This window comes from Paenibacillus sp. sgz302191, assembly GCF_057749925.1.
Genome location: NZ_JBYLHY010000021.1, coordinates 92,216 through 116,311 on the forward strand (window position 1 = coordinate 92,216; position 24,096 = coordinate 116,311).

The 24,096-nt window shown below is 49.3% G+C and carries 17 protein-coding genes; 4 read left to right on the plus strand and 13 right to left on the minus strand.

Going from position 1 to position 24,096, the window contains the following annotated elements:
* Positions 1–14: 14 nt before the first annotated feature.
* The 9 genes from AC3G2T_RS25615 to AC3G2T_RS25655 form a co-directional block, all read right to left on the minus strand.
* Positions 15–1,190, minus strand: a complete 1,176-nt coding sequence (locus AC3G2T_RS25615) for a MalY/PatB family protein (RefSeq protein ID WP_488437359.1) — start codon at positions 1,188–1,190, stop codon at positions 15–17.
* A gap of 141 nt (positions 1,191–1,331) precedes the next feature.
* On the minus strand, positions 1,332–1,766 hold the full coding sequence (locus AC3G2T_RS25620; protein ID WP_488437360.1) for an SRPBCC family protein: 435 nt from the start codon (positions 1,764–1,766) through the stop codon (positions 1,332–1,334).
* A gap of 450 nt (positions 1,767–2,216) precedes the next feature.
* On the minus strand, positions 2,217–3,563 hold the full coding sequence (locus AC3G2T_RS25625; protein ID WP_474683074.1) for a discoidin domain-containing protein: 1,347 nt from the start codon (positions 3,561–3,563) through the stop codon (positions 2,217–2,219).
* A 356-nt stretch (positions 3,564–3,919) separates the two neighbouring features.
* The gene (locus AC3G2T_RS25630) at positions 3,920–6,928 is read right to left on the minus strand and encodes a WG repeat-containing protein (protein ID WP_474683075.1); all 3,009 of its coding nucleotides are present in this window, start codon (positions 6,926–6,928) and stop codon (positions 3,920–3,922) included.
* A gap of 18 nt (positions 6,929–6,946) precedes the next feature.
* Entirely contained in the window at positions 6,947–9,790 is a 2,844-nt protein-coding gene (locus AC3G2T_RS25635; RefSeq protein ID WP_488437361.1) for a hypothetical protein, read from the minus strand.
* A 165-nt stretch (positions 9,791–9,955) separates the two neighbouring features.
* Entirely contained in the window at positions 9,956–10,303 is a 348-nt protein-coding gene (locus AC3G2T_RS25640) for an S-layer homology domain-containing protein (RefSeq protein ID WP_488437379.1), read from the minus strand.
* 9 nt (positions 10,304–10,312) lie between these two features.
* On the minus strand, positions 10,313–15,298 hold the full coding sequence (locus AC3G2T_RS25645; RefSeq protein ID WP_488437362.1) for a DUF8202 domain-containing protein: 4,986 nt from the start codon (positions 15,296–15,298) through the stop codon (positions 10,313–10,315).
* A gap of 463 nt (positions 15,299–15,761) precedes the next feature.
* Complete coding sequence (locus AC3G2T_RS25650; RefSeq protein WP_488437363.1) at positions 15,762–16,730, minus strand: DUF418 domain-containing protein; 969 nt, start codon at positions 16,728–16,730, stop codon at positions 15,762–15,764.
* 50 nt (positions 16,731–16,780) lie between these two features.
* A complete protein-coding gene (locus tag AC3G2T_RS25655; protein WP_488437364.1) occupies positions 16,781–17,551 on the minus strand; it encodes a MerR family transcriptional regulator in 771 nt (256 codons plus the stop codon).
* 141 nt (positions 17,552–17,692) lie between these two features.
* Between AC3G2T_RS25655 and AC3G2T_RS25660 the strand changes: the two genes are divergently transcribed.
* Positions 17,693–17,851 (plus strand): hypothetical protein, encoded by a 159-nt coding sequence (locus AC3G2T_RS25660; protein ID WP_488437365.1) that lies wholly within the window; start codon positions 17,693–17,695, stop codon positions 17,849–17,851.
* Between the two features lie 134 nt (positions 17,852–17,985).
* Here AC3G2T_RS25660 and AC3G2T_RS25665 read toward each other — a convergent pair whose 3' ends face one another.
* Positions 17,986–18,687 (minus strand): SDR family oxidoreductase, encoded by a 702-nt coding sequence (locus AC3G2T_RS25665; RefSeq protein WP_474683081.1) that lies wholly within the window; start codon positions 18,685–18,687, stop codon positions 17,986–17,988.
* Positions 18,688–18,874: 187 nt separating this feature from the next.
* On the opposite strand from AC3G2T_RS25665, the gene AC3G2T_RS25670 reads away from it, so the two are divergent.
* The gene (locus AC3G2T_RS25670) at positions 18,875–19,441 is read left to right on the plus strand and encodes a TetR/AcrR family transcriptional regulator (RefSeq protein WP_488437366.1); all 567 of its coding nucleotides are present in this window, start codon (positions 18,875–18,877) and stop codon (positions 19,439–19,441) included.
* A gap of 173 nt (positions 19,442–19,614) precedes the next feature.
* Here the strand turns inward: AC3G2T_RS25670 and AC3G2T_RS25675 are convergent, their stop codons facing one another.
* Together AC3G2T_RS25675 and AC3G2T_RS25680 are read right to left on the minus strand one after the other, a co-directional pair.
* The gene (locus AC3G2T_RS25675) at positions 19,615–20,868 is read right to left on the minus strand and encodes a cytochrome P450 family protein (RefSeq protein ID WP_488437367.1); all 1,254 of its coding nucleotides are present in this window, start codon (positions 20,866–20,868) and stop codon (positions 19,615–19,617) included.
* A 261-nt stretch (positions 20,869–21,129) separates the two neighbouring features.
* Complete coding sequence (locus AC3G2T_RS25680) at positions 21,130–21,684, minus strand: TetR/AcrR family transcriptional regulator (protein ID WP_488437368.1); 555 nt, start codon at positions 21,682–21,684, stop codon at positions 21,130–21,132.
* Positions 21,685–21,907: 223 nt separating this feature from the next.
* Here AC3G2T_RS25680 and AC3G2T_RS25685 point away from each other — a divergent pair, with 223 nt between their 5' ends.
* On the plus strand, positions 21,908–22,009 hold the full coding sequence (locus AC3G2T_RS25685; protein ID WP_474683085.1) for a YjcZ family sporulation protein: 102 nt from the start codon (positions 21,908–21,910) through the stop codon (positions 22,007–22,009).
* 350 nt (positions 22,010–22,359) lie between these two features.
* Here the strand turns inward: AC3G2T_RS25685 and AC3G2T_RS25690 are convergent, their stop codons facing one another.
* The gene (locus AC3G2T_RS25690) at positions 22,360–22,758 is read right to left on the minus strand and encodes a winged helix-turn-helix transcriptional regulator (RefSeq protein WP_488437369.1); all 399 of its coding nucleotides are present in this window, start codon (positions 22,756–22,758) and stop codon (positions 22,360–22,362) included.
* A gap of 123 nt (positions 22,759–22,881) precedes the next feature.
* Between AC3G2T_RS25690 and ahlS the strand changes: the two genes are divergently transcribed.
* A complete protein-coding gene (ahlS, locus tag AC3G2T_RS25695) occupies positions 22,882–23,730 on the plus strand; it encodes an AhlS family quorum-quenching N-acyl homoserine lactonase (RefSeq protein ID WP_488437370.1) in 849 nt (282 codons plus the stop codon).
* The last annotated feature ends 366 nt before the right edge of the window (positions 23,731–24,096 follow it).

The window sequence follows — 24,096 nt, forward strand, 5'->3', positions numbered from 1 at the left end:
TGTGAAACATTCGATTATTTACCTTCATTTGCCGCATCACAAAATTGTTTCAGCGCCTGCTCCAATATCGATCTGGGACATGCTAGGTTAATACGCAGCCATCCTTCGCCCTCGGTTCCGAAAATCGACCCTTCATTAAAGGCCACCTTCGCCCGATGGTACATCAAATCCTTTAACCCGTTACGATCCAAGCCAAGCTGACGGCAGTCTATCCATAACAAATACGTACCCTCCGGCCGCAGCGGCTTGACTTCCGGTAAATGCGATGTCAGGTACTCAATTGCATATTCAAGATTGCCTTTCACATACGCCATCATCTCGTCAAGCCACTCAGCCCCTTCACGATAAGCAGCCTCCACTGCGTCCTGAGCGAAATGCTGAGCCATGTCTAAGCTGAGCGTTTTGAGCCGCTGCTCCATTTTTCTTCTTAAGCCCGCATTGGAAGCAACGATGAACGACGTATGTAACCCCGGCAAATTGAATGTTTTGGTCGCAGCCAAGCAGGTAACTGTTATATTAGCGAGTTCAGGAGATAGCGTGGCGAACGGCGTATGCGCATGTCCCGGGAAAGTTAAGTCGCAATGGATTTCATCGGAGATGACAGTGACTTGATATTTCAAGCAGAGCTCGCCAAGCTTCAGCAGTTCTTCCCGCTCCCATACGCGTCCGCCCGGGTTGTGAGGACTGCAAAGCAGCATAAGCTTGGCGCCGTCTTTAAATAAGGACTCCAAATGCTCGTAATCCATCTCGAAGCGGCCGTTGCGCAACAGCAGCGAATTTTTGGCCACTTTCCGGCCGTTGCCTTCGATCACATGATAAAACGGATAGTAAACAGGCGTCTGTATAACAACCGGTGCGCTTGGCTCGCTGAACAATTCTACAGCCAAACTTAAGGAAGTGACTATACTCGGCGAGTCCGTGATCCAACCGGGTTGAATTTCCCAGTGATGACGGTTACGAAACCATTGGATAATGGCGTTAAAATAATCGTCTGTACGAATGGCATAACCATAAAGCCCTAATTCGGCACGTTTCTTCAAAGCTTCCGCAACTGCAGGCGGACTTGGAAAGTCCATATCTGCAACCCATAAAGAAAGTACATCCGCTTGGCCGAACAGCTTTTCGTTTTGATCCCATTTGTAAGAACGGGTGTTGCGGCGGTCAATGAAACGATCAAAAGAGTAACTCAAGACTTACCACCTCATATTATTTTCTGCGAGTTCAGTAATATATGGAATCGTACCTTATGATGAACTTTTACGACGTATTTGTCAATTCATCGGTACATAGCAAAGCACATGCCAACAACAGCATGCGCTTCTAAAAGTTTTTTATTCTTCTCTAGCATTTTCCACATATTTTTTGAAATTGTTTAAAATCGCTTGCCATCCGGACTGCTGCATCTCGATGGCGTTGGTCTCTTCCGCTTCGAACGATTCGATGATTTTCGTGTTGTTGTCTTGACGTATAAAAACGATCTTCACTTTTCTACCGTCGGCGATCGTATAGGAGATGCTCTCGTTAACGCTCACTTCGTCGTATACTCCGCCGAAATCAAATCCAAAGCTACCGTCTTTGGCTTCCATTCTCGAGGCGAATTTACCGCCGACCTTCAGATCATTCTCGGCGTATGGCGTGTGCCAGTCATCGGAAGCCGTACTCCATTGCGTGATATGCTTCGGATCCGTCCAATACTTCCACACGCTTTCAACGGGAGAATGAACGATCGTTTCTACTGTTATCGTTACCGGTTTACCTGTTCCCATTACATAACCTCCATAAATGAATATATTATTCTCAAATATTGCCGTCAGTCATTCGCTGAAAAACGATTTACCTACAACTATTATATCATGTAAGTGGCGACTAGATTTCTTTTAGATTGCTATTGTACAAATCTGCCAGTTTTAAACCTCATGCCTTAGAATCGCACCCGGATACCATCCTGAATCGGTTCGCTACTGTCGACGATAACTTGGTCGTACTCGCAGATACCGCTGCTTACAGCGATGGTATGGTCATCGGGGTGTCCATTGATTCGATGCTTGTAATCCGGGCAGTGATCAAACATTTATCCGCCGCGGCCAGTGCTTTTCCCGTGAAATTAATACCCCGCAAACGATCCAACGGCCGAGATCTTCGGATGAAGATCTCGGCCGTTGGAAGCCAATGCTATGGGAGGGTGTTTCATGATTGAAGCGCAGCCTTCAATCAAACTAGCGGGCGATTCCCGTCACTTTCCACTCCAGAATTCCGGTCGAAGCCGGATTCTTCGCTACGATTTCGAGACGCACCGCCGTTGTGCTGACCGGATCGAAGCGAGTTGTGTTATACGCATCGGCTTTCGTGCCCAAGCCCTGTGCATTGGGAACATTCCTCCAGGTTGTGCCATCCAGGTATTGGACCCGGTACGAAGCCGGTACGTCGATGCCTCCGCCATCCTTGAACCAGTACACGTCCGTCTGCGAGACGGTATACGCGCGGTCAAAATCGTATTGGACCCATTGTGTCCCAATTTGCGGCCAGTTGCCGTATACCGACTGGGTGCGGTCATTGGAATGGGCGGGGTCCAGTCCGTCATTCAGTGCTTGAATGGTCTCCCATGGAGACACATAGCTCGTAGTGGCTTTGGCCGTCAAAGCCGCATTCACGGATTCATTGCCCGCCGGAGTCGTAGGGAAACGTCGGGTATCTTTCTTAATCTGGCTCCATGTGTAGCGAAGCAGCCATACATCCCAATTGGTTATGGTAGCTGAGTTGCCCGCCCACATAATAGTTGGCTGAGGGAAACCACCCGGCGGCCGGTCCTTATCTTCGTAGAAATCGGGCATGCCGAATCCATGGCCAATCTCATGTTCCGTAATATGAACTTCATTGTTATTGACGGTGCTCAGAATATAGTCGTCCGATACACGCTGTCCCCAGTCGCCTCCGGCGCCTCCGCCAAAATTGGTCGTCCCCCACAGATACATGTCAAACCGCTTATCCAGTCCGCCGGGATAGGCATAGTTCGGATTGCTGAAGTGCTCGAACCGGGACAGCTCATTCGGAGCGACAGGCAGTGCGGCCGGAATGCGGGGATCGGTTTTGCTGAGATCATCCACGATGGTCTGGGTATATACGATTTCACCCGGCTGCCTGTCCAGAATCTGGGACGAATTGGCCACAGCCCAACCTACAACTTTGACAGAAATATCACCGTAAGGCCAGCCGTCATACCCCTTGAGATTCTTCGTCCAGTTGTTCAACTGGCGACCCAGCATCTTCTCGATATCCTTGCGCTGCTGCAGGGTCAGATTTTTGGAAGACTGCCAGCGGACCACATAGTTAATTGTTCCTTTACCTGCAAAAATTTGATCGTAGATCAAATTTTTACGACTGACGGAGCCTTCCTTGACCATGCGGTTGTTGTACACCCATTCAATGGAGGATTTGAATCCGGCAGGCATATCGGACACAGCGGCGTTTATTGCCGCTTCTGATCCCGCAGTCGCCGTGATTGCAGGCTGTTCTGCCAAAGCAGACCCGGTTCCGATTACGGATGTTGATAAAGCCATGAACATTGTTATTGCTACCCATTTTCGACGTTTTGATATCACTAATTCATCTTCCTTTCCTGATTGAAGTTTGAATTTCTTAAAACTTAGTAGAACTTAGTAGACTACTCACCTCCTTTTCGATTAATAGAATTTCCCTCCCCACTCTATTAACGGGAATTCTCTTCTATTATTTTATATTAAAAAGAAAATAAAAGAATATTTTCCTTTATTTATATGAAAACAACCGGGTTAAGTGAACTTTATCGGGACAATTCCCGTATCATCGCGGGTGTCGGGTGCCCTCTCCTGGTTCATAAAGAAATCCCCTCCAAGCAAACTGTAAGGTCCTAACCTTTACAGTCTACTTAGAGGGGACACTATTAGTGCATGACACCAGGGTTCCTGCTCACCTCAATCATCCGTCTAATCTGATCGCTCACCTTTCGGGAGAACGCCCGGTCAAATGTCTCAACGGGAATCTCTTGGGCTAGCAGCGGTCTGAGCACATCCTTTTCAAACTCATCCCAACGATCCCGAGTATAAATAAAGGTGCCAAATCCTTTGCCGGGAGTAAAGTACATATACTCTTGGCTATCGCCATCAATTTGTGATAAGCCGCAGATCAGACAATGAACCTCCAGCCAGTGCATTTCTTTCCGCGTCAAACGCTCTTCGAACTCCTTGCGCACTCCCCACACTTCTGCAAGCAGCGAAAACATCCCTTGAATTTCTATAGGAGGCACAAGTTCCGGATGTATCCCGTGTACAAGGCCAGGCACCAACATAAATTGACGAAGTGCATCCGGCAAGGTAAAACCTAATTCCTCTTCAGCTTTCGCAATCATGTCCTCCCTAAACGAAAGGGAGATAATGGGCCCAAACTCCTTTTCCACTTGCGAGTTGAATTGGCTGAATGTTTCGTAGGCCTTGTGGTAACGGATCACTGCCTCCATAGCTGTTTCTTGCACAGGTGCCTGTATATACTCTCTATCGACTTCATGGCTGCTTTTCAAAAATGCCTGATACTCTACTGAATTTATCGCTTTAGTCAGTCGAGGCTCTTCCCTCAGATAATGCGACCCCATAGTTTGCATCCGCTGAAGAAAAGCAAATGCCTTGGCTTTCTCATTTGGATCAAATTCACTCAGTTTTAACAGCACAAGCGCTCTGGTGTCATAGAAATATTCAAGTACCGCTTCGCCCTCGACCGGTTCCACCGCTTTGAAGCAAGCCTTTACATGTTCCCAGGCCGATAGGCATTCTTCTTTGGATGCAGCGTGTTCCATAAGCTCCCGTGCGAGCATATTGTGGCAAACGCGCAGCGTTTGGCGGGGCTCCGATCGGTAGTTGAATAACATCCTCCGGTTGATATAGTCAATCGCTTCGCGGCAGGACTCGAGCGATTCTTCTACTCGGCCTAATTGATAAAGCGCATTCCGCTTAAAGTCATAGATACAGCTCATTTGTGCGACATCCACATCCACAGAATTTGATGCCAGTTCCTCCATTTGGGACACCAAATTCAGAACTTCATCATATGCTCCCTCATCCATACGAGACTGAGCCTCTTTTATTAGCTTTTCAAACTGATGGAGATCAAATGTTTGGCTATTTTCTTGGGGTTCTTCATTGTTCGTACTGTATTCGTTCTCGTCATCCTCCTGGTCGTCATCCAAATCCTCTCTGTATCCTGCAGCAAGCCACAACTGGTGAGCAAAATCACCATCACCATATTGATTGAACCATTCCAGCACCAAATACTTGCCGTTCACTTCCCATACTTTGCTAACGTTGTTATGACCCCAGCGCAGCATGATTGACGCATCGGGCAGCGGGTCGCCGAAAAAATCGGAAATACGGTCAGCTATCACTGTAAAATACTGTTCAAACGCATCGCGCACCCATTCTGCGAGAAAATGGTAATGCCCATGATGCTCCTCGCTTACATAGGTTCTTGCCAGAACCTCCATCGCGCCTCTTTTTTTATACTCGTCAATCTCATCTTCTTCCGATAGATCGTATACATCCCGTTCATACCAATCATAGGGATAAAAATCTCTAGGCTCTGCATCCAAAAGGGCTCGTGCAGCAGCCGCAATATCTCCTTCCCAATACTTGATATCCTTAAAATGCTGAGCAGGCTGCTTGCGAAAAAACGGACTCTCCATAAAAAATGTATCCCGCCCTGCTTCGTTTTGCCATTCTATTCTTCCATCAGCATTGAAAAGTCGCAATACACGCTCCTGAGGATTATCCGTCTCCCCTACCTGCAGTTTGCAAACTTCCCTTCCAACTGCGTCCACGTAGACGACTTCGCCCTGCCGGATAAGAAATGGAGCAATTCCTTTGCAGCTATTAAAGCCTAGCATCCAGCCTTCATGATCCGTCAGCGGCTCCAAATAAGGCATCTCCCGGAACCGGCCATCCATCGTAAGAATCCCCCACGTATCATTGCGAAGAACGATACTGGCTCCACACTCATGAAAAGGATCGGCCCAAGCGTACTGTGCCGGGATCACCATCGTACCGGTACGATCAAAGAAACCGATACCTCCGCCATAAGGTACAACTTCTTTGGCCAGCCCGCACACCATTTGGTCCGAGATCGACGTTCCCTCGATGACCACATCGCCTTTTGTATTGAGGTAACCGTTTCTCATATTCATATTGGTGTAATCACTGAAAAAAGCGAGCCCCTCTTCGTTGAACTCTTCGATACGAGAATAGGTCGGCTCCATGATCCAGTTGCCTTGCGCATCGATTAATCCCCATAATTTACGTTTCTTTGCAGGGGCTATTCCATCATTTGTGTACATTCTGACATCTGTAAATTGGGGGGCAATCACCATTTCTCCCTTCATATTGATCATTCCCCAAGAGGAGTCCCCCCGCTTTTTCACGGCAGCCAGACCGTTCGGCGAAAAGTAGCCTGCCTCGGCAATCGGCCCGTCGATGACTACTTGTCCCGTACAATCGATATAAGCATAACCATTGTTCAATTGAACCGCCGCCAAGCCTGTACTAAATGGCAGTGCCTCCTGAAACTGTGGTTGGATTTTGATCTCCCCGTTTAAGTCTACATAGCCCCATAGCCCCTCTTTTTTGAATCTGGCGATGCCCTCCTCGCCAAAAATGCGCGCATCCTCCAAAGTCGGCTCGATCAGCCATCTGCCGCTTTGATCCAGGTACCCCCATTTTTCGCTTAAGTCTTGAGCAGCAGTTATGTAGCCTCCTTTACCATTCGGAGTAAAATTATGTACTTTAAGCAAATTCGGCTCACGAACAAGATTTCCGTTAACATCAATCAATGCATGACGTAGTCCGAGCGATTTTTCAAATGGAAACCGTACTACGTATGGTGGATGAAATGCGTTACTATTTTCCGTCATGACAAACTTCTCCTCTGGTTATTTTTTCGTCGGGTCCCCTTGCGATTTTTTCTTCCGGGTCGGCGGTTTTTCCACAAACAATCTTTCCTGATTTTCCTTGAGATAGTAATTCTGCTTCCCGACCATCAAGCCAATGCCGTCTGCCGGCGTCAATCCATAGCTTTGCGCAGCTGCGGCGATTTGCTGCAACTCCTCCGCATCGGATATATTAAAATCATGCGGAAGCATGACAACCGCTTTGGCGGCCGCATGAGAATCCTTAAGCGGTGTAGTCCGGACCCAGAAGGTAAAGCGGCCTACAGTTGTTTTGACATATCCGCTTTTTTCGTAATTACGATCGGATTCCTCTACATTCGAAGCGCCTTTCGTTTTTTCTATTGAGCCCTCCCCGGGTTGCTCCGCTTGCTGATTGACAAACGGAAGCATCCATAGCGGTTGGGCCCCGCGAGTTGGACCGCCGTTCTGCTGGTTTGTATCGATATCATCGACAAAGGGATTGTCCTCTTGTACAAAAATCGGTTCGTAATGGACTCCGGTATTCCACAACCTAATGACATTGGGCGCGCCGGCATTAACGGTCTCACGGTGCTGGCGGGAGCCTCTTGCCGTCCATTCGCTTCGAACCTCGTAATCATGAGGATTTACGCCAATTAATTGCAGAATCCTTATAATATGCTCGTCGCCAAACAAGAAATCTCTCGGACCGGTTCTTCCCTCCTGCACCAACTGATCACGGATGAACCTCGCTTCGGTCATCCGTTCCTCAGCACTAAGTGTCGTTGTGTGCTGCAGCAGCGAATCAATCAGGCAATTGAATCCCATACCCGAGGCTTGCCCGCGCTGCCAGGTTTCAGGCATGATTCCCCATTGATTGGAGGGCATATAGGCTTCCAGCAAATCCTCCAAGCTTTCGTATTCTGCAAGCTCGCCTTCCAGCTGACTGAGCTTCTCCCGGGCATTCTCACGCTTGTCCTCATCCTTGTGATACAACCCGTCCAATGCTTCCTGCAGCAGCTCTTGAAGCCCTGCATTATCCGCCTCTTCTCTCTTTTTTATGGCGATTAACACCCGGTTCATGCGTCCTTCAATTGATTCCCCGGACGCCCGCCTGCCGGCACGTTTGTCCGCTTGTGACGCTTTATGCTTTGCTGCTTTCTTCTCCTGGAAGCCCTTGTCGTCAACTTGCTCCGTTTCACCGACCCAGTCCTGTCCTTCCCAATGATTCCCTTGCAGCTTATCCGTACCGCTGTTGGAAAGCTTAAGGTGAGCTCTACCGTATGTAATGGCTTTGCCAACTTTCATTGCGACATCGTAGATTGTTGGGCTGCGGAACACCGCATTGAAATTATGGGTGCTTAATTCTAAAGCGAGACGTGCACGTTCCTCCGGCGTAAGCAACACAATACTTGAATTGTCTGCGGATCGGTCTGGGAACTGCTGATCATCCGGAAAATGCTTTTCCAGCATTTCCGCAGTCAAATGGGCCTCCAGTTTGGGCGCACGCTTCCACTCACTCTCGTAGGATGTCTCAGATTTTTTCTTGTCGGTCGCCGATTTATTGATCACGTAAATCAACATGTCCGACAAATCCTCTGCAATCTTCTCCGGATCTGTACCTGCTTCCAACTGCGATTCCACATAAACCTGTGCATCCAGTTGCAGCGCCGGACCCGATAAGGCCGCCCGTATGATGCCACCTTCTCGAATCGCCGCCGGCTCGGTCGCGCGGAATTCGTCATCCTCCCGCTGTTTCTTGAATGCTTCGCGCCGATCGATATGTTTCCCTGACGTAGGATCGGTGCTGCCCGTAGTCATCGCTAACGCTGTGGTGAACAAACTGTCGTGCTCATCCATTTCCTGCGTTGCCCCGGTCATGGCCAGCGCTACAGAGACGAGCTGCGGTTCGTAGCGGGTAATTTCAGCTGCGACCGAGGCGATAAAAATCGTCAATTGATCAAGCGAAGCATTCGGTTGTTCACCGTTGAGCATGGCTTCGATGATCGAGCGAAACATCGGATGAGACATTTTCTGAAACGGGTAGTCATAATTTGCAAAAAGGCTGTCCGGCGTCGGAATCACTTGGCCGCTGTCGCCGATGATATTATCGGAAAGAGGGGCCACATACCTCTTGGGGCTCACGACAAAGTCATATCCCCAATACGTGAACACGTTGGTACCCCGCGGATGAGGTGAGGCTTGCAAAGCAGCTAACTGAAACGCATGAATGAGATCGCGGACGACAGCCAACATTTCCTGAACCTGCACATCAAACCGCTGCGGTTTGAGCTCAGCCTTCTTCTCCTGCTCATTCCCCGAATGCTTATGTTTAGCGGACTTTGCTTCGCCTTTGTTCTTGCCGGTTGATTTCTTCGCTTGTTCCTTCATTTTTTTCTTCTGCCCGCGTTTCGATTCGACAGGTACCTGTTCCGCATTGCCCTTGAGCTTGTTTACGTCTATACCGGAAAGGTCGGCGGGTACTTCTTCTTGCATCTGCTGGGTCACACGGACCGCCGTTCGATGAAGGATCCAGTCCACGATATTGCCTTCGCGAGCCAGATCGTGTCCCTGTGTCATCGTAAGCGGTTCACGCTTCGGAAGTGAAGTTCGCGCCGGTTTGGATGTACTGCCTTTGCCTTGATTATTGCCTGGATCAGAACCATCCTTTTCTCCTTTGTGCCGCTGAATGACGCTTGTCCCTCCACCGCCGTGTACCGATAGCAAGAACTGACCCGTTGCCCGATTGCCGAACTGCCGCTGCATGAACTGCAAATACGGATGCCCCGAACCTACCGTGCGTTTCGCGCTTTCGGCTGCTTCCGAACGTTCCGGATCCCTTCGTTTTATCCGCTGAAACGCATCCATCCGTTCACCTGCTTTCACATTCATCAATTAAGCATGAATTCGACATTATCCCGCTCTTTCCTCTTTGAACAGTCTGCCGCGCTCTATCGCTCTCATTCGGCCATCTCCCTCAAAAGAAACAACCACCGCCGACTTGAAAGAATCGGCAGTGGTTGTACTCAAACATCAGTCGATCAAGTTCTTGGATTGCAGTAATCTTCTCATTAACGCCGCTGCTTCCGCGCGAGTCATGTTTTCTTGCGGTTTCAGCAGCTTTCCGTCCCGGCCTTCGACGATTCCGGCCGCAATCATCCGGGCTACGGCTTCTTTCGACCAGCCGGATACATTCGCCGCATCGCCGTAAGCGGACAGAATCGTTTCGATTTCCGCCTGGCTCTTCGAGCTTTTCGGTCCGATCAAATCGTAAGCACGCGAAATCATGGCGATTCCCTGCTCCCGCGTAATTTGCCGATCACCGTGGAACAGGCCGTCTTCGTAGCCGAGCACGATGCCGAATTCGCTCGCGATAGCAATCGCGTCATGTTACCAGGAAGAGCGAGGAACGTCGCCGAACGTGTTTCCGGCAACATTTTGACGCATCAAGCCCATACCCGTTGCCACAATAGCGGCAAACTCGGAACGGACCACGTTCCGATCGGGCGTAAACGTGTTGTTTCCGGTTCCGGCAAGAACCAGTCTCGCTACGATGTCGTTAATATCCGCTCTGGCCCAGTGGTTTTTCACATCATTGAGGTCTTGCGGATTCCAGATGACGGAATAAGTGCCGCTGCTGCGCAAATCGTTGATCAGCGCGAAATACCGGTTATTGATTTTCGTGACGACCGTCGGAATATGGAATACGGTTCCGTCCGGATTGACGACAACGCCCGTAGTAATCCGGTTCGGATCGATTCCTTCCGGCAGCGCGATATATTTCGCTGCATATCCGTTCAATTGATCCGTTTCGACCGTTTTCCCTCCATTGGAGAAACTCAGCTTCAGATCGACCGGCGAAACGAGCAGCTCGTAGCCTTGAGCCGATGCCTTGCTTTTGGCGCTATCGATTAAAGCTTCGGAAGCGCGTTTAATTTCGACATGGACCGCAATATCCCTGAGAGCGGCATTGTTCAACTTCTTCGCAATGTCGCCAAAGTTCAACTGTCCGCCCGGAATCGGATAGATCGCCAGCAAGTTGCTCATTTCCAGACTCGAGCCGGTATCAACCAACCTCCGGACAAGCTCGGCCGTCAACCCTTTTACCTCGACATCCCCGTTGTTCGGAACGCGAATGGCGAGCTTCTTGCCGTTGCCTTGCGATAAAAGTTGTGCCAACTTATCGGCATCGACGGTAATGTGCGTTTGCGTCCGGTCGCCGGATTTCTCCCCGGTTCCCGCGGCGAAGTCGGCATCCTTACCGTTCACGCTCGCTTCGATTTTTGTCGGGGTGGAGGTGCCAGTGCCAGTTCCTGTGCCAGAGCCGGAGCCTGTACCCGTTCCACCTCCCGAGTTGCCTCCATTCGAAGAGGAGCTTCTCACTACAGTGATCGTATATGGAGTAATTCCTCCGTCGCGGTCTGTAACCTTGACGACGATCGTATTTACGCCTTCATGGAGAGGCAGAGCTTCGCTCGCCATTCCGCTTGCCACATGCGCGAACGGTCCGTTGTTGACGCTGATCTCGATGACTGCCTGCGGGTCAAGCGCGACCGGCGTCCATTGAAGCGCATATACGCTGTTCGCCACGCTCATGTCGTACGCTTTCTTGTCCGACTGGAAGGCCGGAATCAGACTGTTGCTGGAAGGCGTGAGCGATACAAGCTTGCCAGTAACGCGCATAACTTCAATGGTGTAAACGTTCGTACTGCCGTCCGGGCCGATCGTTTCCACTATGATCGCATTAAGGCCTTCCTTGAGCGGCAAATGACTCCAATCCGCCGCGCTCACCGGTTGACCGTTCAACGTTACGTTGATCGCACCGTTCGAATCAAGCGTCTTCGGAGCTATGCTTATTGCGTCGACGGTGTTCGGTTCGACAGCCTCGTAATTCAAGTATTGTTTTCCGTCAAATGGCGGAGACAGCTCGAGTGCGACCGGATTCCGGTTCCCGTCCAGGTAAACCGCATCCAGCACCGCAAGACCTGCTCCCGCTTTCACCAGATTATTGCGTGCGGCAAGCAGGACGGCCAATGCATCATTGACTTCCTGCTGGGTTGCGTTCGGGTCGCTCAGCACCGTCCCTGTCCGGACCAGCGCATTTTGCAGCGTCGCCCAGCTTGCCGGCGTGAAGTCCGATTCCGTCAAGCCTTCGCCGTTGACGGCGGTTGCTTTCGCCTGCAGCGCGGATTTGTCGGCCGACTTAACCAAAGCGGCTCTTGCCGCTTCCAGCGCGGACTTCGCCACATCGACCTCGGCTTGCGTCGCATTCGGATTGGCAAGTACGGCTTGCGCCTCGGTCAGTGCTTGCTGCAGCATCTGCCAGCTTTCTGGCGTATAGCTTGCCGAATTCAACTGTTCGGCGGCAATTTCCGCTTCCTTGGCACGCAGCTTGCTCAAATCGACCAAAGTGCCCCGCGCCAATTCCAACGCGGACAACGCTTGTCCGAGCTCGGCCGGAGTAGCTTGCGGCGTGCGGTTAAGCAAAGCTTTCGCATCGTCCAGCGCCTTGGTTAACGCCGCCCAACTGCCGGTCGTGTAATCGCCCGGTTTCAAGCTGCCGAGCGTAATCTCGTTTTGGACTTCGTCCGCTTTCGTTTTCAGCTTGTCGGCCACGCTGCTCAAGTTGGCCCGAGCAGCTTCCAAAGCAGCCAAGGCGGCATCGACTTGCGCCTGTGTGGAGCCTGCGTTGTTCAACACGGCTTCGGCGCCAGTCAGCGCGGTTTGCAGTGCCGCCCAGCTTGCCGGCGTGTAGTTGGCCTCCGTCAAGCCTTTGATCCCGGACAGCTTGTCCTGAAGAACATTCTTGTACACTTTCGCAAAGGTGAACAGGGAACCGTTACCGAGCTTGCTGCTGTTGAAAGTAGCTTGACCCGACGCATCCAGCGTAATACCCGAATTCACTCCGTCGATGATGAGATCGTACAGCACAGCCGGGCTTTCGGCCGTCACATCCAGCTTCAAGGTGATGTTCCGGTCTTGCCAATTCGTCTTTTCTACCTTAAACACACGGTTCAACTGCTTCAGCGTATGTCCGGGAGCTTCCTGCACGCTTGTTTCATACTTGGCGGTTGCGCCGTTGTCGCTGAAGACGAAGAACGACAAATCCGCGGTAAGTGTGTTGGTATTGTCCGCATTGGTCGCCTGCACGGCATCGCCCAAAGCGATCGTTACCAGCGCGCCGGGATCCTGCGATTTGGACTGCTTTTGCAGCAAGACGCTGCCGTCATCCCGACCGATGCCGGTAATCCGGTTGCCGTAGCCTTTATTGTTGTCCGCCGTCCACATCTTGTCACTGCCGCTGCTGGTTGTATAATCCGTTTTGCCGCCATTCAGCGTCAAGCCGTATTTCAAAGCCAAGTAGCTTTCGATCTGCTGCTTCTCCAGTTCGGTATGGCTTGTCGGATAGAGAATCACCTCGGCAAGCTCGCCTTTGTAATGAGACCAGTTGTTCGGATTCCCTCTGCCGAACGTGCCTCCGATGACCGGAGTAAAGTCGATTTGGCTGAACGAATTGTTACCCGTAACCGTTTGAGGCGTTCCGTTCAATCGGCCTTGAGACTCTAGCGGAGCGGCTGCATCAAAGGCGGCCAAATAATACCGGGATGCGTCATTAACGGAAAATCCGCGGTAAGTGCCGCTCGCTCCGTTGCCCACGTACAATTTGCCCCACTTCGAGAAGATGCCGACTCCGTACCCGCCTGCACGAGGGGCAGCCGAGCCGATGATCGTCCCGTCCTTTTGCTTGAATATGGCATATCCGTCCCGGTATGTAATCTGCTTATCGCCTATAAGATATTGGTTCGGATTTTGACTCGGTTTGTTCGTATTGTCGAACGTTACAGCCGGGTTGAAGTTGGCCGCTTCAGCCTTATAGGCCGGTGTGCCTTTAACCTCGAATTGGTTCGTGCCCGTCTGGTCGGCCCAACCGGCAAGCTGTCCTGCCCCATTGGCCGCAGCGTCTTTATCGGCCTTCAGCCACAAGGAGGCACCGCTTACGCCACCCGGGGCTTTTACCGTTACTTCTTCTTTGGCGAACGTAAAGTAGCTGATTGCACCCAGGTCGCTGCCGTTAATAGTAACTTGACCCGCCGCGGAAAGCTGGGCTTTGCGGCTGTTATTGTCGAAAGTGCCGTTGCTGCTGACCAGCAAATAGGTTGTGTCTGTCCGGGCCGAAGCGTCCAGTTGGAACGTGATCTGCTTGCCTGTCCAGCTGCCCGTTTTGTTGGCCTTGAACACCCGATCCATCTGTTTCATAGTCGTACCGGCTACGGGTGTTTGGTAAGCGGTGCTTTTGCTGTCGCCGTTATCGCTGAAGATTAGAAAATCTCCATCGGCAATGCTGCCCGCCGCAATGTCTTGGTTGGATGCTTGAATGGCATTACCCGCCGCAAGCGTCACAAGCGCTCCCGAATCTTGGGACTTGGACTGCCGCTGGTTCAGCGTGCTTCCGGAATCGCTGCCGATGCCGGTAATACGGCTGCCGTAACCGTTATTGGCGGCTGCAGACCAAACCGTCATTCCTTGGCTGTTCACGTAGTCCGTTGCTCCATGATTCAAGGTCAATCCGTACTTCAGCGCCAGATAGCTTTGAATCTGACCCCCATAAGCGGCGGTGCTTCCGGAAAATAAGATAACTTCCGCCATTTCTCCGTTATAGTTGTAGTAATTTCTACCGCTTGCTCCCTCTTTCGTCCCGCCAATCATTGGCGTAAAGGAGAACGTCGAATAGTCAGGGGTAGGGAAATTTCTTTGCTCACCGGTTACTGTTACTGTATCTGTCGTCCCGCTAGTATCGTACTCGGCCAATTGGTAGCGGGTTGACTCGGCAATGGGATAATTGATCGATTTATAACGACCATCGATATTACCCAAGTAAAGCCCGTCGCTGTCTACTGCAAATAAGGCCGCTCCGTGCCCGCCAGTCCGCGTTGTGGAGCCGACGAGCGCCCCTCCGTTTCCGGAATTGGCTTTAAAGACTGCATACGCATCCGTAAAAGTGATCTGCCCGTCGCCGCGCAAGTATTGGCTAAGTGCACTGTTCGTATTGCCCGTGTTGGCAAACGTCACAACCGGATTGAAGTTTGCTCCCGCTGTTTTATAACCCGGACCTCCATAAACGTCAAAACGAACCGTTCCTGCCTGATTGTCCCATTTCCCGACACCAATACCTGCTGAATACGTCGCCGTAGTGACACCTTCATCTGCCTTCAGCCAAAATTCGGCGTCGTTTTTCCACACAGGCAGAGGAACGCTAGGATTCGCCGACGCTTTACGCGGCGCCGCTATGCTGGAAAAGCTGCCCACATCCATCGTGAGGACCAGCATCGCCGAGAGCTTCCTTTTCCAACTACGTTTCATACCTCTCAATGCCATTTTCTCCATCCTCCTGATTTATTACCGGGTCAAAGTGCGACCCTTCTATAATTATCTAACCCTTCCACGCATCTCCTCTAACTGTCCGATTCAAACTTTCATGGGCATCCTATCCCCCCTTAATGAAAAGAAATTTCGCTTTGCAACGTTTGCGACAACAAACGCCACAATTCGATTTTTCAAATCCCAACTGAGTATACTAATCCCAACTATACAAAAAATATACAACTATTTCCTCGAGTTCCCATGTCCTCAGACTCATCGATTCATCTGTCGCATACGATGGCGCCGACCATAGCCACCCGTTACATAAGCGGGAGAGATCGTGCCCATGCCGGGAATAACGCAAAGAGCCGCCCGGCTCCTTATCGGAATTCGGACGGTTTACGAGCCGGAAGAAAATTTACCCGACTGAGTGCTGTCAGTGCCAGCCTTTCGTCATGCGAACGTTAACTGAGCCTCCTCATGATAAGCTCAACAGGCCCTCTGCCAACTCGAGCGTGACAAGTCCAATGACCACATGTCCGATATAATGTGACAAGGATAACTGTCCAGTACTGATCAGCGCGCGTACAAACATGGCGTTTGGAAATTTTTCGGTGAAATACATACACAACACAAGGACTGCCAGTGCAGAAGAGGCTGCGGATAAAACATATAGAAGATTAGGCGGCATAGGCTTAGTTGTGAATAAATGATAGTAGGTATTATTTTGATCCAAGACGGAAGGGGTCCATCGTGTAAGTACCCAGGATACCATTTCGAAGAACAGAGTTCCGGACATGGCAAACCACAGCAATCGGTGACGAGCTTTCTGTTGGAAAAACCATTCTTTCCTGCCGAGCCATAGACCAAACAGAAAAAAACTCAGCCAGGGAAATACAGGATGAAAGCCGTTAAATAGCAGGTTGCGGAAAAATCCGGGTAAGGTCCAAAGCTCTGTGTATTCATGGAAGTCTTGTGACCATCCTTGGTCATAATCCAGTAATAATAATTGAATTTGCGTTGTCAGAACAATAACAACAATGAATCCTGCTATCTTTTTATCCGATACACCAATCAGTGCAGCTCCAACTATCATAAATACGGCATAATAATGCAATATATCTGCGCTCCATCCTATTAGCAATAGCAAAATTCCTGCTGCAAACAGGAACATCGCCCGCCGGTACAAACTGCTCCGGATTTGACGGATAAGCTCGCTGCTGCCCGAGCTTCTGGCCTTGGCGGTCATCAGGGAAACACCGATCCCGGCTAGTATCACGAATAATGCGGAGGCTCTGCCTTCAAATATTTCTGTAAACCCTCTTAACCATCCGGGACCTGCGTTCTCTGCCCCCATTGCGAGTTTGTAATTGACGATGATCATGCCCGCGATCGCCAGTGCTCTGGCAACATCCAGCCCCATGACGCGCGCTTTTGATTGATTCATTCTTCATACCTCCTTAGAAAAGAGCTAACTAAAGTCCGCCCCTGCCATTCTTAATCTTTCTTTGCGATTCGGGCGAACATCTCGTAATGCAGGCTGTCCTGACTGAAGAGGGACAGATACGACTTTTCTGCCAGCACAAGCGGGCCTGTGATATTCAGCGAATGCCCTTCAGCATAAGTCTGAAATTGATCCATGTGCTGTGCAAGTTCATTTTCATCCCGGGCAAGGAAGCGATAGGATAGATACTCGCCCGCCGGCAAAAGCAGGTCTGGCTCCCCTTCCCACGCTTCGGTATAAAGAGCAACACTGTCGGGACCGTCGTAGATATAATGCAGATCGGCTTCGAATAGGTTCGATACCGATCCACCCTGCTGCGCAAACATTCTTGCATGAAGATCGGTCAGGCTATCCGTCTCGAACCAAAACGCCAGAGGCAAAGTCTCCCTCCACTGGGTACGGTAAGCTCCGATCTCCCGTCCGAAATCCTCATGCTCGCCCAGCACTTTTCGGATAAACTGACTGAGCTGCTGGAGCCGTACAATTTCGGCATCGATCTTCACCAGGGAATTGCGGAGCAGTGGCTGCATGCTGTCCGAAGCATCGCCATCAAGACATTCTCGAATCGACTGCACAGACAGTCCCAACTTCCGCAGCAGCAATACATGAGCCAGTTGATAGACCTGGTCCATGCCGTACATCCGATATTGGTTGTCATCGATGTAAGCTGGCAGCAGCACTTCCTTTTCCTCAAAATAACGAATCTGATGAACAGACACCTGCATAAGCCTCGCTAGCTCACTAATCGTAATTTCATTTTTCAAAGACAATCTCTCCTTGGCTGCCATTGGATTTAACTTAAGGATACACCCTGGGTCTGACCTAAGGTCAACATTCTTTGAGTGATTCCGATTTTGCTCCACGATGTATGCCCAATTTATTTTGCTGGCCGTGAGCTGTCGATCTTGCTGGAAAACGCCGCCAAACCGCTAGAGCTGCTTCCCGTCATCCGCAGGCAGCCGCGGCGTCTCGACAATCTCGGAGCGATGCTGGAGAAAAGAGCGGTTTCGGTCAAGGTCGGTTTTTTCTCCGACAAAACCAACGCCTCGTTCGTAAACAAATAGATTTCGCAAGTTCTGCTTGCTTTCGTCGGGATGGCATTCGGCGGCACAAGAAAAAACGCCGAGCCTGTACGATTCATGGCTTGGCGTTTTTGCGTTGAAATATCAATGGAAAATACATTATTTTCCGAAACCATTTAGCTTTGTAATTCCGGGTATAAGGAAGAAACCCCTCCTGCAAGACCATTCTGCACCTTCCGACTTAGATCGTCGGCAACAATCTCATAGAGATCAGCTTCGATTCCGTCTATCGCGATTCTTGCGATATCCTTTGGGTCTGCCTTAGGCGTTTGGATGTGCGTTGCCATGTCCGTGTCCATGAACGCTACGTGTAGTCCGGCAACCCTAATGTTGTTAGGGGCTAAATTTAAGCGTAAAGCATTCGTCATTCCCCATTCGGCGGATTTTGCAGCCGAGTACGCTCCTATCCCACCCACACTGAACCAAGATAATACGGATAAAATATTCAGTATCGTCCCTCCTCCATTCTTTTCAATAATTGGTGCGAAAGCGCGAATCATAGATAGTGTGCCGAAGAAATGAGTGTCGAATTCCATTTGTATATCGTCCAGCTTACCTGTAAGTAGAGAGGCGCCCGTTGACGTACCGGCATTGTTGATCAAAAGGGTCACATCCCCAGCCGCCTCCACTGCAGCAGCTACGGATTTGGGATCTGTAATATCGAGCTGCAGCGGGATTGCCCCCGGCAGATCGATTGATGCCGGGTTCCTTGCTCCGGCATATACTTTGGCTCCCCTCGCCAGAAGTTCCTGAGCTAAATGCTTGCCAAAACCTCGGTTTGCCCCACTGACAAGAGCAATTTGTTTAGAAATATCCATTTTTCACTACTCCTTTTTTGTATCTAAATATGATGAGCACAATATATTATAATCATCATATTTTGAAATAGTCAATAGTGCCACATATTCCTTAGCGGAAGTTTCGGATGCAACCGGCAAATTGACAAAGTTTATTATGATGATTATAATTTTTTAAAAGCAGATTTCGAGTAAAGGAATGATAGTAATGCCTTATCCTGAAGGACATAAAATAAAAGTCCGAGGCCGTATCATTGAAAGTGCCGCCAAAGCCTTTCGTACCAACGGAATTCGCGACATAAGCGTTCCGTTCATTATGAAAGGGGCGGGACTGACACACGGGGGGTTTTATGCGCACTTTGCAAGCAAAGAACAACTGGTCTCCGAAGTTTGCAGTTATGCCATCGGCGCTACGATTGCGTTACTTCAGAAAGCGGTGGAAGAGGAGCAAAACGAATCCAAAATCAATGCAGTTATCCATTATTATCTAAGTCCGCACCATCGTGACAATACCGAGATGGGCTGTATTCTCCCTGCCCTTTCCGGCGAAATATCCCGGTCATCGGAAGAAGTTCGTCAGGTTTTCACCCGCGAGTTAGAACGAGTCATTGATTTTATCTCCGATTTGGCGGGAACCGATAAATCTACTGGCAGCGCTCTGCTCAGCATCATGGTTGGAACGCTTATACTGGCACGTTCCGTTGATGATTCCAAGCTAAGCGACAGCCTCCTTGCTGCTGGAAAACAGCATGCCAAAGATTTACTGAAGTCCTAGCTTTGCTGGAAGTCTCGTTGGATTGCTCCCAAGACTTTTTTGCATATATGAATGAGCTGGCTTACAATATCCTGTATACTCATGGACATGACCACTAGCGAAAACTACACAAGAGGGTTCAGGCATCGTTGCAGCCTGAACCCTCTCTTTTTGCAATCCGCGCTTCCTCTCCGCTAAAAAGCGACAGGCAGAGCGGCTAACCCCTGTGAGGACAGCTTGAAGTGCCAGATGACGCTCTCCCGTGGGATGCTGAGCCGCAGATTGGGCATGCGCCTCAGCAGGGTGGTAAACGCAATGTCTCCTTCCACACGGGCCAGCGGCGCCCCCAAACACATATGGATACCGTGTCCGAAGGCGAGATGACGATTAATTGTACGTGTAATATCCAGATACTCTGACTCAGTAAACTGGCGCTCATCCCGATTTGCTGATTTCAATACGGGAATGACCATGTCCCCCTTCTTGATCTGCCGCCCGGCCAGCTCGATATCTTCAATGGCAAAACGCGGGCCCGCAATTGTAGCGGGCCCATTGAAGCGCAGCAGTTCTTCGACTGCCGAGGGGACCAAACTTTGGTCGGCTTTGAGCTTCTCCAGCTGCTCGGGATGATCCAGCAACATCAATGTACCGGTGGCGATCAGGTTCGAGGTGGTCTCATGGCCGGCAAAGATCAATAACGAGATCATCGAGAGCAACTCTGCTTCTTCGAGCCGGTCTCCCTCCTCTTCGATGGCGATCAACTGGCTGATCAAGTCATCAGCAGGATGCCGGCGTTTGTCCGCCACGAGCTGTGCGGTGTATTCGCCGAAGGCTCGTATGTGCTCCGTTACCCCTGGTTCTCGCCTTCCCAGACCCAGACCGTGCGCGATCGCATCAGACCAGACATGGATCTGTGCCCGGTCTTCTTTAGGCACCCCGAGCATGTCGGAAATGACGTTGATCGGTAAAGGATAGGCATAGTCCTTGACGAGGTCCATCTCGCCTTGAGCTTGCACCCGGTCGAGCAATTCGTCAGCAATCATCTGTACCCGGGGGCGTAAGCTTTCCATATATCTGGGCGTGAAGGCTTTAGACACTAACCCGCGCAACCATCGATGATCGGGCTCATCGACAGAGAGCATGGAATTGGCAAAGAAGTTAGGGGGAGCCGATGGATCAGCGTTGCCGGTGAAAATTTTCCGAATGTCGCTGTTGCCATCGATAGAGCTTGGGTCTACAGTAAAGCGGGCATGATCTTTGAGCACCTGCATCGCCTCTTCCATACGCGTGACCAGCCAGGCTTGACGATCCGTCCCACCCATCGGAAACTGAACAGGAATAACGGATCCCACCTCCCGCATCTGTGCGAATAATGGAAATGGGTTTTCACCGCTGTCACCGCTAAACAGGCTGAATGCTGCTTTCACAATTTGGTCCGAAGTATTCATGACGACCTTCCTTTCCCATAATAGGCTCTATACTTTCGTTAAAATCACTGTTGTTTAGGTTTAACATCGGCACAAAATTCCATACCTGCTCATCAATTGCATCGAGTATCTCGTAATTAACCCCCAGGTGTTATGATAAGTCAACGATAACCTTTATAGCCCCTTTGGCTTCGATTGCGACGTTGAATGCTTCTTGGATATCGTCCAGTGCATAGACTTGTGTCACGATATTCGCAATATTTGTTTTTTGATTTGATTTGATTACAGCTTTAAAATTTTCAGCAATAATTGGTTCATTTCATCAATAGGTTCTTCAAAATTGTGATAACACCATTCCATGACTACACCCAGGATTGCATTTGCTTGATAAGATATATGAAACTCACTGACCTCCTCAAGCATGGCCATGGAATCCATTGATTTTTTTACAAGTCTTTTTATCCGTATATAAAACATCTCATAATAAACAAAATTTGAATTTGCACTGAATATGAAACGATAAAAATCTTTATTATCGTATACATGTTGGAAAAGATGAATCATTTGGGGTTGTAAACGATGATAATCCGCTTCTTGACGATACTTGGAAGTTGCCAATAAGGATGCCTCTAAATCTACCAAAAGCTGCTCAATTTGTTCTTCTAACAATTTAGAAACACTTTCATAATGTAAATAAAAGGTTCTTCTGGTGATACCAGATTCCTTACATAATTCGGAAACGGAAATTTTGTCTAACGATTTTTTCTTCAATAAAAAAATCAATGCGTTTTTTAAATTGTTTTTTGTTTTGATGACGCGTAAATCTTGCTCATTCATTATTCACCTCCGAAAAGATTTTTATTACTCATGTGTATAATAACTTTAAACCCATTATTCTGAAATGTCAAATTATTCCTCCGTTTGAAAGCTTCCCATAATAAAAAAGACCGCAAATAAATGCGGTTCATAATAAATTTAGACATATGTACAAGCAAAAGTTAAATCGCAAACGTATAAATAAGACGTATCGAAAAATGGATTGTGAAGGGAGGAAATGAACATGGGCGCTAGTTGTGCAGGTTACGGCATGGGAACAAATGTGGCTGCTATCTTGGTTCTTTTTATTCTTTTGGTAATCATCTCGGTAACTTTCGTTTGGTAATCTAAAACTCAAAAAAGTTACTATTTCGTTAAGAACATGGAGATGATTTTGAGTGAAGAGTCCAAAAAAATTAGCTAAACACAAAAAATCCGTTAAAACAAGTGCATTTTTCACACCCTTCAGTCCATTCGGATTCTTCCCGTTCGAAGAAAGATTCGAGCGTTTTGAGCCATTCGAATTTTTTGAGTCCCCGTTCTTTTTTAGAAGAGGTTTCTTTTAAAACAAAATCGCATAAGTTGTAAAGAGCAAAAGGAGCTGCCGAGGCAGCTCCTTTTTAAGTTCTGACGGACTGGAACAGAACACACGTTCTCCAATCAACTTAATCCGTTCCTGTGAGCAGACTCCCGGGGTTAAAAAGGTTCTGAATGTTTATTGTAATTTTGGTCGTAATTGGCCCTAGCCTCTTTGACCTGAGAATCATAGATCCTTACCCATTGCCTTAACTCTCTCATTGGCTGAAGCAAAGCTTCCCCCATAGGAGTAAGCGAATATTCGACGATCGGGGGCACGACCGGTGTAATATGGCGCTGAACCAACCCATCCCTTTCCAGCTTTCGCACCGTCTGGGTCAGCATTTTTTTGGAAATGCCCTCGATTCTTCTTAATATTTCTCCATAACGAATACTTCCGTTTTCCAATGCATAGATGATTAGTGCTGTCCATTTATCGGAAATCAGCTCAAGAACTCTGCTGTAACCGCAACTTGCCAACGAAATATCGGGCTGTATTGTTTTTCCAGAAGATGACAAACGATCTCCCTCCTCTACCTGTGCACCTTAAAGTACCCAGGGAACAATAAAGTGCCTACTTATGTCATCTTAATTTATATATTATTGTATGTCTATATTCTGTTTAATTAGGAGGAAATGAACATGACGAATATTATTAAAGCCCGCCCTAAGCTGTATGTAATGGATAACGGCCGAATGAGCATGGACAAAAACTGGTTGATCGCCATGCATAATCCGGCTACGCTCGGCAATCCTAACGCCCGGACGGAGTTTGTGGAATTTCCGATCTATACGGTATTGATTGAACACCCGGAAGGGAAAATTTTGTTCGATACGGCCTGCAACCCGAATTCGATGGGTATCGAAGGGCGCTGGGCCAAATCGACCCAGCATGCGTTCCCCTGGACGGCGAGCGAAGAATGCTACCTGCATAACCGGCTGGAGCAGCTGAATGTTAGACCGGAGGATATCAAGTATGTGATTGCTTCACATTTGCACCTGGATCATGCCGGATGTTTGGAAATGTTCACGAACGCTACGATTATCGTGCATGAGGATGAGTTGAACGGCGCGCTGCAGAGCTATGCCCGCAACGAAAAAGGAGGCGGCTATATTTGGGCTGACATCGATGCTTGGATCAAAAACCATCTGCAGTGGAAAACGGTCAAACGCAATGAAGATAACCTGGAGTTGGCCGAAGGCATCAAAATCTTGAACTTCGGAAGCGGCCACGCCTGGGGCATGTTAGGCCTTCACATTGAAATGCCGGAAACGGGCGGGATCATCCTCGCTTCCGACGCAATCTACACAGCGGAGAGCTACGGGCCTCCGGTCAGGCCGCCCGGTATTATATACGATTCGATAGGTTACCGGAACGCGGTTGAGAAAATTCGCACTCTGGCGACCCGAACGAACTCCCAAGTGTGGTTCGGGCATGATGCGAATCAATTCCAACAATTCCGCAAATCAACCGAAGGTTACTACGAATAAAGAGTATTGTAACCCTGCCCAACCATGTAGTTCTTGTCATTCAATTTGGGTAAGAACTTGCATGGTTAACCTAAAAAAGCCGCATAAAATGCGGCTCAGACCGTTGAGAAAGGCACGGCACTTAGTTAGATATAAGGAAACCAAAGGGGTACTAGTTTGGGGGCAACCGTTTTTCCTAACGCGCACCTATCCCGGTACAGATCGTGGAACCGCACAACTTTGCATGAGGCAACCTGGCAGAAAAAAAACCTGCGAAAGTGCAGGCTTTTCCTCCGAAATTGGCTTGTTTTAGCGAAATTCCTGCAAAAGTGCAGGAATTTTCGCTGAAAGTGAACCTTAGCCCCCGTCCCCGCTGAAAAGCCTGCA

What these genes read in the sequence shown, in the direction of transcription:
- AC3G2T_RS25635 (WP_488437361.1), bottom strand. Translation starts at nt 9,790, where the DNA reads ATGGATGCGTTTCAGCGGATAAAACGAAGGGATCCGGAACGTTCGGAA.
- AC3G2T_RS25670 (WP_488437366.1), top strand. Translation starts at nt 18,875, where the DNA reads ATGCCTTATCCTGAAGGACATAAAATAAAAGTCCGAGGCCGTATCATT.
- AC3G2T_RS25665 (WP_474683081.1), bottom strand. Translation starts at nt 18,687, where the DNA reads ATGGATATTTCTAAACAAATTGCTCTTGTCAGTGGGGCAAACCGAGGT.
- AC3G2T_RS25620 (WP_488437360.1), bottom strand. Translation starts at nt 1,766, where the DNA reads ATGGGAACAGGTAAACCGGTAACGATAACAGTAGAAACGATCGTTCAT.
- AC3G2T_RS25630 (WP_474683075.1), bottom strand. Translation starts at nt 6,928, where the DNA reads ATGACGGAAAATAGTAACGCATTTCATCCACCATACGTAGTACGGTTT.
- AC3G2T_RS25645 (WP_488437362.1), bottom strand. Translation starts at nt 15,298, where the DNA reads ATGGCATTGAGAGGTATGAAACGTAGTTGGAAAAGGAAGCTCTCGGCG.
- AC3G2T_RS25685 (WP_474683085.1), top strand. Translation starts at nt 21,908, where the DNA reads ATGGGCGCTAGTTGTGCAGGTTACGGCATGGGAACAAATGTGGCTGCT.
- AC3G2T_RS25625 (WP_474683074.1), bottom strand. Translation starts at nt 3,563, where the DNA reads ATGTTCATGGCTTTATCAACATCCGTAATCGGAACCGGGTCTGCTTTG.
- AC3G2T_RS25675 (WP_488437367.1), bottom strand. Translation starts at nt 20,868, where the DNA reads ATGAATACTTCGGACCAAATTGTGAAAGCAGCATTCAGCCTGTTTAGC.
- AC3G2T_RS25650 (WP_488437363.1), bottom strand. Translation starts at nt 16,730, where the DNA reads ATGAATCAATCAAAAGCGCGCGTCATGGGGCTGGATGTTGCCAGAGCA.
- ahlS (WP_488437370.1), top strand. Translation starts at nt 22,882, where the DNA reads ATGACGAATATTATTAAAGCCCGCCCTAAGCTGTATGTAATGGATAAC.
- AC3G2T_RS25680 (WP_488437368.1), bottom strand. Translation starts at nt 21,684, where the DNA reads ATGAATGAGCAAGATTTACGCGTCATCAAAACAAAAAACAATTTAAAA.